10 protein-coding genes are annotated in these 12,238 nt (G+C 63.9%); all 10 read left to right on the top strand.

The window, feature by feature from the left end; all coding sequences use genetic code 11:
• Window positions 1–292: 292 nt before the first annotated feature.
• The gene (locus tag VGO04_RS16690; protein WP_414650555.1) at window positions 293–1,063 is read left to right on the top strand and encodes a helix-turn-helix transcriptional regulator; all 771 of its coding nucleotides are present in this window, start codon (window positions 293–295) and stop codon (window positions 1,061–1,063) included.
• A 245-nt stretch (window positions 1,064–1,308) separates the two neighbouring features.
• Window positions 1,309–2,304: a sugar-binding transcriptional regulator gene (locus tag VGO04_RS16685; RefSeq protein ID WP_414650553.1), complete on the top strand. Its 996-nt coding sequence runs from the start codon at window positions 1,309–1,311 to the stop codon at window positions 2,302–2,304.
• A 121-nt stretch (window positions 2,305–2,425) separates the two neighbouring features.
• The gene (locus tag VGO04_RS16680) at window positions 2,426–3,871 is read left to right on the top strand and encodes an ABC transporter substrate-binding protein (RefSeq protein ID WP_327497081.1); all 1,446 of its coding nucleotides are present in this window, start codon (window positions 2,426–2,428) and stop codon (window positions 3,869–3,871) included.
• A 186-nt stretch (window positions 3,872–4,057) separates the two neighbouring features.
• Window positions 4,058–4,981, top strand: coding sequence for a sugar ABC transporter permease (locus VGO04_RS16675; RefSeq protein ID WP_327497080.1), 924 nt, complete (start codon window positions 4,058–4,060; stop codon window positions 4,979–4,981).
• Window positions 4,982–4,992: 11 nt separating this feature from the next.
• Window positions 4,993–5,850 (top strand): carbohydrate ABC transporter permease, encoded by an 858-nt coding sequence (locus tag VGO04_RS16670; RefSeq protein WP_327497079.1) that lies wholly within the window; start codon window positions 4,993–4,995, stop codon window positions 5,848–5,850.
• Window positions 5,851–5,853: 3 nt separating this feature from the next.
• Window positions 5,854–6,972, top strand: coding sequence for an ABC transporter ATP-binding protein (locus VGO04_RS16665; protein WP_327497078.1), 1,119 nt, complete (start codon window positions 5,854–5,856; stop codon window positions 6,970–6,972).
• Entirely contained in the window at window positions 6,969–8,093 is a 1,125-nt protein-coding gene (locus VGO04_RS16660; RefSeq protein ID WP_327497077.1) for an ABC transporter ATP-binding protein, read from the top strand. Before VGO04_RS16665 ends, VGO04_RS16660 begins: the two co-directional genes overlap by 4 nt.
• A complete protein-coding gene (locus tag VGO04_RS16655; protein ID WP_327497076.1) occupies window positions 8,093–9,670 on the top strand; it encodes an FGGY-family carbohydrate kinase in 1,578 nt (525 codons plus the stop codon). Before VGO04_RS16660 ends, VGO04_RS16655 begins: the two co-directional genes overlap by 1 nt.
• A complete protein-coding gene (locus VGO04_RS16650) occupies window positions 9,667–10,704 on the top strand; it encodes a 2-hydroxyacid dehydrogenase (RefSeq protein WP_327497075.1) in 1,038 nt (345 codons plus the stop codon). Before VGO04_RS16655 ends, VGO04_RS16650 begins: the two co-directional genes overlap by 4 nt.
• Window positions 10,704–12,236 (top strand): glycerol-3-phosphate dehydrogenase, encoded by a 1,533-nt coding sequence (locus tag VGO04_RS16645; RefSeq protein WP_327497085.1) that lies wholly within the window; start codon window positions 10,704–10,706, stop codon window positions 12,234–12,236. Before VGO04_RS16650 ends, VGO04_RS16645 begins: the two co-directional genes overlap by 1 nt.
• The last annotated feature ends 2 nt before the right edge of the window (window positions 12,237–12,238 follow it).

The raw sequence follows: 12,238 nt of genomic DNA, 5'->3' as shown, positions 1-12,238 counted from the left end.
AAACGGCCGTCACGGCGCCATAACGTTTGGCGACCGAACGGAACTCGATGTCGTTCGTCGAAGCGGATGTCACGTCTGTTCCCTGCGGTTTGTTTCGGATGTCGCCATGATCTCCCATCCTGGCACTCCACCGTCATTGATACGCAGCGTAGTCACCGCGCGCCCTGCCGGTATATACCCCGAGAGAGGTATTTTCACGCAAGATGGCTTGTGTGAGGAGTATACCCTTGAAGCTGTTGGCATCGGCCGGGGGAGCGGTGTGAGCGTCGATCTCGAAGGACTTTTTCAGGTCATGGCGCCGCTGGTGACGGGCGCGCCGCTGGAGGACGAGGCCGTCGGCACCGCCTATCGGCAGCTGATGTCGAAACTTATGACCTTCGATTACGTGGTCGTCTTTGCCTATCGCGGCAAGGAACGGCCGATCGATCTCTACAGCACCTTCAACGCCCGGGATCATGTGCTTTTCGTCAGCCTTTACCAGGCGGGGCCCTATCTGCTCGACCCGTTCTACCACGCAGCGTCGAAGGGCGAGCCGGGGGTGTGGCGGATGCGGGAACTGGCGCCCGACCGCTTCTTTTCCTCGGAATACTACCGCACCTACTACGTCCAGACGGGGCTTGCGGAGGAGGTCGGCTTCTTCGTGCCGGTCGACGAGCAAATCACCGTCGTGCTGTCGCTGATGCGGCGCGAGGCGACCGGCACGTTCAGTGCTGCCGAGTTTGCACTTCTCAAAAAGGTCGAGCCGCTGGTCTCGGCGCTGGTGCGCCACCATTGGGCGGGTCTCGGTCGCCGCTTCGATGCGGCACTTGCCAAAACCGGGCGCAGCAAGCGCAAGGCGACGCATCCACCGGCCGATGGCGTCTGGCAGCATCTCAATCTCACCGATCGGGAGGCCGCAATCGTCGAGCTGGTGCTGCAGGGCCATTCGTCGGAATCGATCGGTCTCAGGCTTGGCATCTCCACCGGGACGGTCAAGGTTCACCGCCGCAACGTCTACCGCAAGCTCGGTATCTCCTCGCAGACGCAGTTGTTGTCGCTGTATCTACGGAACCTCGGGCAGTAAACGCTCGATCTCGCGCATCGCTGACGGTCCGTTGATCGGCCTCGCGCGACACCTTTTCCCGTTTCACCAGTTTACGGTTGCCGCTTTTGCCGGCCGTTGCTGCCCTTGCGTGCAGCCTTCGCGGTCTTTCAACCGGCTTTCCACAAACGTGATCGTTCGTCTTGTCGAACGCTATTGACAATTTTTTCACGCCATGAAATTTCTTTCATTAACGGATAAAAATATCACGCGGTGCAAAAAATATCATGCAGCGCAGCAAGAACCGGGTGGAGACGATGGCGATCGGCGGGACAGGTATTCGTGACGACGAGACCAGCATGGCGACGCGGGCGGCCTGGCTGCACTATGCCGGCGGCCTGACCCAGGCGGAGGTCGCCAAGCGCCTGGGCCTGACTTCGCTGAAAGCCCACCGGCTGATCATGAAGGCCAACCAGGAAGGGCTGGTGAAGGTCTATATCGACGGCGAAGTCTCCGAATGCGTCGAACTTGAGCAAGCGCTTTCGGCCCGCTACGGCCTCGACTATTGCGAGGTGGTGCCGGACTTCGACGCCGACGACCTGCCCTTGAAGGCGCTCGGCATTTCCGGCGCACAGTTTTTAAAGCGCGAGATCGAGCGCGGCGAAACGGCGCTGGTCGGCGTCGGCCATGGCCGCACGCTTGCGGCTTGCGTCGAATACCTGCCGCGTATGACAAGCGGCAACACCCGCTTCGTTTCGCTGCTCGGCGGCCTGACGCGCAAGTTTTCGGCCAATCCGCATGACGTGATCCACCGGCTTGCCGAACGCACCGGGGCGGAAGCCTATGTCATGCCGGTGCCGTTCTTCGCCAACACCGTCGAGGATCGCGATGTGCTCTTCAGCCAGCGCGGCGTGCGCGAGGTCTTCGATCTCGCCAAGACCGCCGATCTCCTGATGGTCGGCATCGGCACTGCCGTGCGCGAGGCGTCGCTGGTTTCGACCGGCATGATCGAGACCAGCGAGATCGAGGACATTCAGAAGGGTGGGGCGATGGGCGAACTGCTCGGCCACTTCTTCGACAAAGACGGCAGGCCGATCGAGACGACGCTGTCCGACCGCACTTTCACGCTTAGCCGAGAGGACCTGAAGAACCGCCGCACGGTCGCGGTCGCCGGCGGCAAGATCAAGGTGCCGGCGATCCGGGCGGTGCTTAGCAGCGGGCACTTGAGCGGCCTTATCACCGACGAGCGGACGGCACGGGCGCTTGCGGCCGACGGCGCATGAGGCGCTGAGACATCAGGAGCATAGGAGGGCAGGGAGGACTGCCATTCAGAGGCTCTAAAGGGAGGAATACCGGTGGGGTAGCCGGCAGTCGCAATCATACCCGCAACGGAGGAGAAGACGGATGTACGAGAAGGAGAAGGACCTCATCAGCGCATTCCTGCGTGGGGAGGTGGACCGCCGCGGCATGCTCAAGGGATTGGGCGCTGCAGGCCTGACCGTCGGCACGGCCGGCACGTTGTTCAACATGATGTCGACCCAGGCGCTTGCCGCCGATTTCGACTGGAAGGCGCATTCCGGCAAGAAACTGAAGCTGCTCTTGAACAAGCATCCCTACGCCGATGCGATGATTGCCAACCTGCAGACCTTCAAGGACCTGACCGGCATCGACGTCACCTATGACGTGTTCCCGGAAGACGTCTATTTCGACAAGGTGACGGCGGCGCTGTCGTCGGGTTCGGCCGAATACGATGCCTTCATGACCGGCGCCTACATGACCTGGACCTATGGTCCGGCCGGCTGGATCACCGACCTCAAGGAATGGATCAACGATCCGGCCAAGACCAACCCGCAATATGCCTGGGACGACTTCCTGCCGGGCGTGAAGAACTCCTGCGCCTGGAACGGCCAGCCGGGCGGGGCGCTCGGCTCCGACGACGCCAAGCAATGGTGCATTCCGTGGGGCTATGAGCAGAACAACCTGTCGTTCAACCAGGCCATGTTCGACAAGGCGGGTGTCGCCGTTCCGAAGAACCTCGACGAGCTTTCGGCGGCTGCCGCCAAGCTCACCAAGGACGTCGGCGGCGGTGTCTACGGCATCGGCGTGCGCGGTTCGCGCTCCTGGGCAACCATCCACCCGGGCTTCCTTTCGGGCTACGCCAACTTTGGCCAGAAGGACCTCAACGTTTCTGCCGACGGCAAGCTTTCGGCGGCAATGAACACGGCCGAATCCAAGGCCTTCCACGCCAAGTGGGTGTCGATGATCCAGGAAAGCGGCCCGAAGGACTGGTCGACCTACACCTGGTACCAGGTCGGCACCGATCTCGGCGCCGGCGCTTCCGCCATGATCTATGACGCCGACATCCTCGGCTACTTCATGAACGGCGGCGACAACAAGATGGCCGGCAAGCTTGCCTACGCGCCGTTCGCGGCCAACCCGGCAGCGTCCGCCCCGACGCCGAACATCTGGATCTGGTCGCTCGCCATGTCCAACTTTTCCAAGGACAAGGACGCGACCTGGTACTTCCTGCAATGGGCGACCGGTCTCGAGCACGCGATCTTCGGCGCGACGAAGATGGACTTCGTCAACCCGGTCCGCGCCTCGGTCTGGAAGGATGAGATGTTCCGCGAGCGGCTGAACAAGAGCTATCCGGGTTATGTGGAAATGCACGACGTCTCGGCGCCGGGCGCAAAGATCCACTTTACCGCGCAGCCCCTGTTCTTCGACGTCACGACCGAATGGGCGTCGACGCTGCAGAAGATGGTCGCCAAGCAGGTGCCGGTCGATGAAGGTCTCGACCAGCTTGCAGAAAGCATCAACCGCCAGCTCCAAGAGGCGGGTCTCGGCTGATAGGCCTCCCAAGCGATCCCCGGCGCGGACAAGCGCCGGGGATCCCGAGATGCCGACAGCAATCGGCCTGTGGCGACCCGCTTGAGGTCGCACCGCAATCAACCTGAGATGCCGAGGAACTGGCGCGGTGCCGATAGGTCCCCGCGTGCCGCGTGCTCTTTAAAGACTTCAGGAACGGAGCTCGACATGGCTTCAACAGAAACCCTCAAGAGACCAGCCTCCGGTTTCAGGATCAGCAGGAAGATGCTTCCCTATGTGCTGAGCCTGCCGGCGCTGCTTGTCTGCATCGGCATCCTCATCCCGTTCTTTACGGCGGTGGTCTATTCCTTCCAGCGCTATAGGCTGAGCCAGCCCTGGGCGCGCCAGTTCAACTGGGGCGAAAACTACCTCAACTTCATTACCGACCCGGCCTTCTGGAACACGCTGAAAGTGTCGCTGCTCTATGCCGGCCTCACCGTGACGCTTGAGCTGCTGCTGGGTCTCGGCATTGCGCTGCTTCTGCAGCGGCGTTCGACGGTCAACAACTTCATCTCGATCATGCTGCTTCTGCCGCTGATGATTGCGCCGGCGCTCGCCGCCTTGATGTGGAAGCTGATGACCAATCCGAGCTTCGGTATCCTCAGCTATCTCGCAAGCCTCATCGGGCTTCATGATTTCCGCTGGGCGTCCTCGCCGGACACAGCACTTCTGACCGTCGTTCTCGTCGACATCTGGGTCTACACCCCGTTCATCATGATCCTGCTTCTGGCGGGTCTGCGCTCTCTGCCGACGCAGCCCTTCGAGGCGGCGGCTCTTGACGGTGTGCCGCGCAGCTTCGTCTTCTTCCGCATCACCCTGCCGATGTTGACGCCCTACATCCTGACGGCGACGCTTTTCCGGCTGCTCGACAGTATCCAGCAGTTCGACATCATCTACGCGATGACGCAAGGCGGGCCTGGCAACACGCTCACCGTCTTCCAGGTCGAGGCCTATCTCAACTTCTTCCAGTCGACCAATGTCGGCCGTTCGGCAGCGCTTCTGATCATCCTGTGGGCGATCACCTACACGCTGTCCAACGTCTTCATCAAGAACTGGCTGCGGCTGCGCGAACGCGCTCGCGGCGAAGCTTAAAGGAGGGACCGATGGAAACCATGTCTCCGCTCGAACGGACTTTACGCGGTCTCGCCCTCACGCTCGTCGTCGTCTTCTTCATGTTCCCGATCTTCTGGATCTTCCTGATGTCGTTCCAGACGAACGAGACGATCCTGGCGATCCCGCCGTCTGTCGTGTTCTCACCCACCTTGTCGAATTATGCGGCGCTGATCACCGGCAAGCTGCAGACGGCAGCCGGCACGCTCGACATCGCCTTCATGAGCAATCTCGGTAACTCGATCTTCCTGTCGGTCGCCTCGGTCGCCGTGGCGTTGGTGCTTGGCGTGCCCGCGGCCTATGCTTTCGCCCGCCACAAGTTCAAGGGGTCGGAAGACATCGCGTTCACGCTGCTCTCCTTCCGCTTCGCGCCGCCGCTCTTGGTGCTGCTGCCGCTGACGCAGTATTTCCAGTGGCTCGGCCTTTCCAACACCTACTTCGGGCTGATCTGGGTCTACCAGCTGATCTGCCTGCCGCTGATCCTCTGGATCGTGCGCGGCTACTTCGAGGATATCTCGGCCGACGTCGAATATGCCTATCGCATCGCCGGCCATTCCTGGTTTGCGACCTTCCGCAAGATCGCGCTGCCGCTGGCCGGTCCCGGCATTGCCGCTGCCGGCCTGCTCGCCTTCATCTTTGCCTGGAACAACTTCGTCTTCGCACTGGTGCTGGCGTCCGCCGACAAACAGCCGGTGACAGTGGGAGCACTTGCCTTCGTCACGTCCTCGGGCATCCAATACGGGCAGATCGCCGCGGCCATCGTGCTTTCGGTCACGCCGACGCTCGCACTTGCACTCTACGCCCAGCGCTACCTCGTCGAAGGCCTGTCGCTCGGCGCGGTGAAAGGGTAACTCATGACCACGCTGCAACTGAAGAACATCGTCAAGCGCTACAAGAGCCAGACGGTTCTCGACGACCTGACGCTTGATGTCGCCGATGGCGAGCGGCTGGTACTCTTTGGCCCCTCCGGCGCCGGCAAGACCGTGCTCTTGCGCCTGGTCGCCGGCGTCATCGAGCCGGACGCGGGCCGGGTGCTGATCGGCGGCGAGGACATGACCGATGTCGATGCCGAACATCGCGGCGTCGGCATGGCGTTCCAGAACTTCGCGCTGTTTCCGCACATGAGCGCGTTTGACAATATCGCAAGCCCGCTGACGGCGACGCGGTCGTCGAAGGAGAAGATTGCCGCTGGCGTGCAGAAGGTGGCGAAGCTCCTGAAGATCGACCACGTGCTCAGCCACCACCCGAAGGCGCTTTCGAACGGCCAGAAGCAGAGGACGGCCCTTGCCCGCGCGCTGGTCGGCTCGCCGCCGCTGCTTCTGCTTGATGATCCCTTGCGCAACGTCGACGCCAAGCTGCGTTTCGAGATGCGGCTGGAACTGCCACGGCTGCTTGCAGCACAGGGCGCAACCGTCGTCTACGTTACCCAGGACTACAAGGAAGCGATGGCGCTCGGTGACCGGATCGCGGTCATGGCCGCAGGCCGCATCCGCCAGATCGGCACGCCGCAACAGATCTACAACGCGCCCGCCGATATCGAGATTGCCCGGCTCTTCGGCGACCCGACGATCAACCTGCTCGATGTCACGCCGCAGCGCGGCGGTGAGGGGGTGTTCGTCGAGCTTTCCAACGTTCGGGTTCGGCTCGCCGATTATGGCGCCGATGTCGTCGGCCGTGAGTGCGTTCTCGGGCTTCGCCCGGAAGCAATCAGCTTCGTCGATGCCGCAGCACCCGGCGCGATTCCCGTCACGGTCGAGGCGGAAACGCCGCTCAACGAAAAGACGGTGACGCTGGCTCTGACGGCGCGGGGCCGCGAAATCCTGGTGTCGCGCCCGGCCGGAACGCCTGGCCCGAGCGCAGGACCGGCCCATATTGCCGTCAACGGCGCGCAGGCCTTCCTCTTCGACCGGGCGAGCGGCACTCTTTTGCCGCGCGCCGACATCGCAGCCAAGCGCAATGGAGAAGCGGCATGAGTGATACGGCCCTTCTGATCAAGGACGTCGACAAGTTCTACGGCCCCGTCGACTTCGGCGTGCATGCCGTGAAGAAGCTGAACATGGATGTGCAAAAGGGCGAGATCATCGCGCTGCTCGGCTCGTCCGGCTGCGGCAAGACCTCGACCTTGCGCATGATCGCCGGCTTCGAGGCGGTGTCGCGCGGCACCATCTCGCTCGCGGGACGGCCGGTGCAGACCCTGCCGCCGGTGCGCCGCAACGTCGCCATGGCGTTCGAGGGCTATTCGCTCTATCCGCCGCTGACGGTGCGCGAAAACATCGCCTTCGCGCTCAAGGCTTCGAAGCTCTCGCAGAGCGTCGTCGACGAGAAGGTGGCGGGTATCGCCAAGCTTCTGGAAATCGAGGACATTCTCGGGCGTTACCCGAGCTCGATCTCCGGCGGCCAGCAGCAGCGCGCCTCGCTCGGCCGGGCGCTGATCCGCGATGCCAACCTGCACCTGCTCGACGAGCCGATGGGGCAGCTCGAGCCGCAGCTGCGGGCACTTTTGCGCGGCCGCATCAAGCACTTCATCAAGGAGCGCGGGCTGACGGCGATCCTCGTTACCCACGACCAGACGGAAGCCAATGCGCTTGCCGACCGCATCGCGGTCATGGAAGGCGGAGTGCTGCAGCAATTCGACACGCCGCAGAAGATCAAGGAGCGGCCGGCCAATCTCTTCACCGGCACCTTCGTCGGCGAGCCACCGATGAACGTCTTCGAGGCGAGTGTCACCGGTTCCGAAAGCAGGATGGCCTTCGGCCTCAAGGACGGCGTGCGGCTCGAATATCCGGCCTCGGATTTTTCGCATGCGGTGCGTGACGAACTCATCAAGCGGCAGAAGGTGGTGCTCGGCATCCGCCCCTATTCGGTGCGTCGCAGCGCCGATGGCGTGACCGGCCGCGTCGCCGTCAACCAGTGGCTCGGCGACCAGACCCATATCGCCGCCGACTTTGCCGGTGGCACCATGGTGCTGGTCGAGCACGACCGCACCGAGCTCGATGTCGGCCAGCCGATCGGCATCCATCTCGACCCGTCGAGCCTGCACGTCTTCGATGGCGAGAGCGGCCGGGCGATCAGCCATGGACAGGAGCTCGCCTGATGCGGGACATCCTCATCGGCATCGATGCGGGAACCTCGGTCATCAAGTCGGTGGCCTTCGATCTCGCCGGCCGGCAGCTTGGCATGGCCGCCTTGCCGAACGCCTATGAGGCGGCCGGCCGTGCCGGCAGCGTCCAGGATCTGGAGCGCACCTGGGCCGATGCGGCGACCACGCTGAAGCAACTGTCGGAGAAGATCGATAACCTCGCCGGCCGTGTCGCCGCAATCGCGGTGACCGGGCAGGGTGATGGCACCTGGATGATCGACCGGGACGGGGCGCCTGTCGGCAAGGGCTGGCTCTGGCTCGATGCGCGCGCCGGCGAGACGGTCGAGCGGCTGCGCGGCGACAGCGGCGACGTCGCCCGCTTTGAAAGCACCGGCTCAGGCCTTGCCGCCTGCCAGCAGGGGCCGCAACTTCGCTGGATGAGCGACCATGCGCCGGAGATGCTCTCAGGCGTCGCTACCACCTTCCACTGCAAGGACTGGCTCTATTTCAGGCTGACCGGCAAGCGCGCCACCGATCCCTCCGAGGCCAATTTCAGTTTCGGCAATTTCCGCACCCGCAGCTACAGCGACGACGTCATCGCCTTCCTCGGCCTCGAAAAGCTGAAGCATGTGCTGCCCGAGATCGTCGATGGCGCCACCACCCATCACCTGCTTTCCGGCGAAGCGGCGAAGGCCACGGGCCTCACCGAGGGAACGCCCATCGTACTCGGTTACGTCGACGTCGTCTGCACGGCGCTTGGGGCAGGGCTCTACGATCCGGGCACCGACACCGGCTGCTCGATCATCGGTTCGACCGGCATGCACATGCGGCTTGCCAATGGCGCCGACGACGTGCGGCTCAACCGCGATCTCACCGGCTACACCATGTGCATGCCGATCCCCGGCGCCTATGCGCAGATGCAGTCGAACATGGCGGCGACGCTCAACATCGACTGGATCCTGTCGGTGGCGTCGGGGCTACTGAAAGGCATGGGTGTCGAGAAATCGAAGAGCGAGCTGCTTACCCATGTCGACGGCTGGCTGGCGGATGCGAAGGACACGTCGCTGATCTTCCAGCCCTATATCTCGGAGGCCGGCGAGCGCGGGCCCTTCGTCGATGCCTCGGCGCGCGCGTCCTTCGTCGGGCTCTCGGTCAGCCATGGCTTTCCCGACATGGTGAAGGCGGTGTTCGACGGCCTCGCCATGGCCGCGCGCGATTGCTACGCCGAGATGGGGCCGTTGCCCGGCCGCATCCGGCTGACGGGCGGCGCTGCGCGTAGCGCTTCGCTGCGCCGTATCCTCGGTGCCGCCCTTGGCGCCAGCGTGCAGACGAGCGAGCGGGAAGAGGCGGGTGCGGCGGGTGCCGCCATGATCGCCGCCGTTTCGCTCGGCATCTATCCCTCGATGGCCGATTGCCTCGGTGAATGGGTCGCCCCCTATCAACGCCCGGCGGAGGCGCCTGACCCGGCGCTAGCCCAACGCTTCGAAGAACTTTTCCCCGCCTACAAGCAGTCGCGCACAGCGCTCAGGCCCGTCTGGCACGCACTCTCCCAAGGTGCAGCCGCGGGACACCAACAGGAAAGACCGAAATGAAGAAGATAGCCATTATCGGCGACCGGTTCATGCTGCCGGACGTGTTTCGCGACAAGATCGTCGAGGCGACCGGCAACGGCCATGACATCCGCACGCTCGAACTGCCCTGGCCTGACGTGCCGATGGAGCACGGTTATGCCGTCGAGGGCATGGACGGGCTGAAAGAATATCTCGGCACGCCCGACGAGATCGTCGAGTTCGTCGGCGACGCCGAGATCCTGGTGACGCAGCTGGCGCCGCTGTCGCGCGGCATGCTTCAGGCGCTGCCCGGGTTGAAGCTGGTCGCCGTGTCGCGCGGCGGTCCGGTCAACATCGACATGGGGGCGGCGAGGGATGCCGGCGTGCGCGTCGTCAACACGCCCGGCCGCAACGCAAACGCCGTCGCCGAATTCACGCTTGGCGCCATCCTTGCCGAGACACGGCTGATCCGCACCGGCCACGAGGCCCTGCGCAAGGGCGAATGGCGCGGCGATCTCTACCGCGCCGACCGCACCGGCCGCGAGCTCTGCGAAATGACCGTCGGCGTCATCGGCTACGGCAATATTGGCACCAAGGTGGTGCGCCTCCTGCGCGCCTTCGGGACCAAGGTGCTGGTGCACGACCCTTACGTGCAGCTCTCGGCCGACGATCTCAACGCCGGCGTCGAGCAGGTCTCGCTTGATGCCCTGCTTTCCCGCTCAGACGTGGTGACCTTGCACCCGCGCGTGACCGAAGAGACGCGCAACATGATGAACGCCGAGACCTTTGCGAAGATGAAACCCGGCGCGATCTTCGTGAACACGGCGCGCGGGCCGCTCTGCGATTACGACGCGCTCTACGAGAACCTGGTCAGCGGACATCTGTCTGCGGCGATGCTCGAAACCTTTTCGGTCGAGCCGGTGCCGGAGGACTGGCCGCTGCTGCAACTGCCGAACGTGACGCTGACGCCGCATATCGCCGGCGCCTCGGTGCGCACCGTCACTTACGCGGCCGAAATGGCGGCCGAGGAAGTGCGCCGCTACATCGCCGGCCTGCCGCCGGTCAATCCGTGCTGATGACAGGAGAGGCGACGGTGAGTTCCGAGACCGGAATATACGATCTGTTCGTCGTCGGCGGCGGCGTCAATGGCGCGGGCATTGCGCGCGATGCCGCCGGGCGCGGGCTTTCGGTGCTTCTCTGCGAAAAGGACGATCTGGCGCAAGGAACCAGCTCGCGCTCTGGCAAGCTGGTGCATGGCGGCCTGCGGTATCTCGAATATTATGAGTTCCGGCTGGTGCGCGAGGCGCTGATCGAGCGCGAGGTGCTGCTGCAGTCCGCCCCGCACATCATCTGGCCGATGCGCTTCGTGCTGCCGCACAACCCGGCGGACCGGCCGGCCTGGCTCGTGCGGCTTGGGCTCTTCCTCTATGACCATCTTGGCGGCCGCAAGCGGCTGCCGGGTACCCGCAGCCTCGACCTTGCGACCGCACCCGAGGGCGCGCCGATCAAGCGCGAATACCGCAAGGCGTTCGAGTATTCCGACTGTTGGGTGGACGACGCCCGGCTGGTGGTCTTGAACGCGCTCGATGCTCGGGATCGCGGCGCCCGGGTTTTGACGCGCACCGCCTGCAGCTCCATCCGCCGCCGCGACGGGCTGTGGTCGATCGAGATGACCGACACCCGCACCGGCGCAAAGACCGAGGCCAAGGCGCGATGCGTCGTCAACACCGCGGGCCCCTGGGTCAACGATGTCATCGGCCGGATCGGGGGCTTGAACTCCGCCCGCAGCGTGCGCCTGGTCAAAGGCAGCCACATCGTCGTGCCGAAATTCTGGGAGGGGCGGCAGGCCTATCTGGTGCAGAACCCGGACAAGCGGGTGATCTTCATCAACCCCTACCAGAATGACCTGGCGCTGATCGGCACGACGGACATCCCCTATGAGGGGCGCCCTGAGGACGTGGCGGCGGATGACAACGAAATCGCCTATCTCCTGAAATCGGTGAACCGCTACTTCAAGCAGCAGCTGACGTCAGACGATATCGTCTACAGCTTCTCCGGCGTGCGCCCGCTCTACGACGACAACGCCGAGAACCCGTCGGCCGTGACCCGCGACTACATTTTCGAGGTCGATGCTGCCGACAACCAGGCGCCGCTGCTTTCGGTTTTCGGCGGCAAGATCACCACGTTCCGCAAGCTTTCCGAGCATGCGCTGGAGCGGTTGAAGCCGTTCTTCCCGCGCATGGGGCCGGCCTGGACAGCAAAGTCCCACCTGCCGGGCGGTGACATGGCGGATGCAGATTTCGAACAGTTCCTGGGGGAACTCAAGGCGCGCTATCGCTGGCTGCCGGGTGAACTCGCAAAGCACTATGCGCGGCTCTACGGCACGCGGACGCACACGTTGCTTGCCGGCGCCACGGCCGTCGAAGATCTCGGCCCGGCCTTCGGCCCACACCTTTGCGAGCGCGAGGCGCGCTTTCTCATCGACACCGAATGGGCACTGACGGCGGACGACATTCTCGATCGCCGCACCAAGCACGGCCTGCACATGACATCAGCCGAACGGCAGGCCTTTACCCATTGGCTGGAACGCCAGCAGCAAGCGGCCTGAAG

Origin of the sequence: Ensifer sp., assembly GCF_035999185.1 — a bacterium.
GTDB lineage: Bacteria > Pseudomonadota > Alphaproteobacteria > Rhizobiales > Rhizobiaceae > Ensifer.
Note: the sequence above shows the minus strand (reverse complement) of the source record. Positions and strands in the feature narration are given on the sequence as shown.

Coding starts and splice junctions, on each gene's coding strand:
- VGO04_RS16690 (WP_414650555.1), top strand. CDS start 293: ATGGCGCCGCTGGTGACGGGCGCGCCGCTGGAGGACGAGGCCGTCGGC.
- VGO04_RS16685 (WP_414650553.1), top strand. CDS start 1,309: ATGCAGCGCAGCAAGAACCGGGTGGAGACGATGGCGATCGGCGGGACA.
- VGO04_RS16680 (WP_327497081.1), top strand. CDS start 2,426: ATGTACGAGAAGGAGAAGGACCTCATCAGCGCATTCCTGCGTGGGGAG.
- VGO04_RS16675 (WP_327497080.1), top strand. CDS start 4,058: ATGGCTTCAACAGAAACCCTCAAGAGACCAGCCTCCGGTTTCAGGATC.
- VGO04_RS16670 (WP_327497079.1), top strand. CDS start 4,993: ATGGAAACCATGTCTCCGCTCGAACGGACTTTACGCGGTCTCGCCCTC.
- VGO04_RS16665 (WP_327497078.1), top strand. CDS start 5,854: ATGACCACGCTGCAACTGAAGAACATCGTCAAGCGCTACAAGAGCCAG.
- VGO04_RS16660 (WP_327497077.1), top strand. CDS start 6,969: ATGAGTGATACGGCCCTTCTGATCAAGGACGTCGACAAGTTCTACGGC.
- VGO04_RS16655 (WP_327497076.1), top strand. CDS start 8,093: ATGCGGGACATCCTCATCGGCATCGATGCGGGAACCTCGGTCATCAAG.
- VGO04_RS16650 (WP_327497075.1), top strand. CDS start 9,667: ATGAAGAAGATAGCCATTATCGGCGACCGGTTCATGCTGCCGGACGTG.
- VGO04_RS16645 (WP_327497085.1), top strand. CDS start 10,704: ATGACAGGAGAGGCGACGGTGAGTTCCGAGACCGGAATATACGATCTG.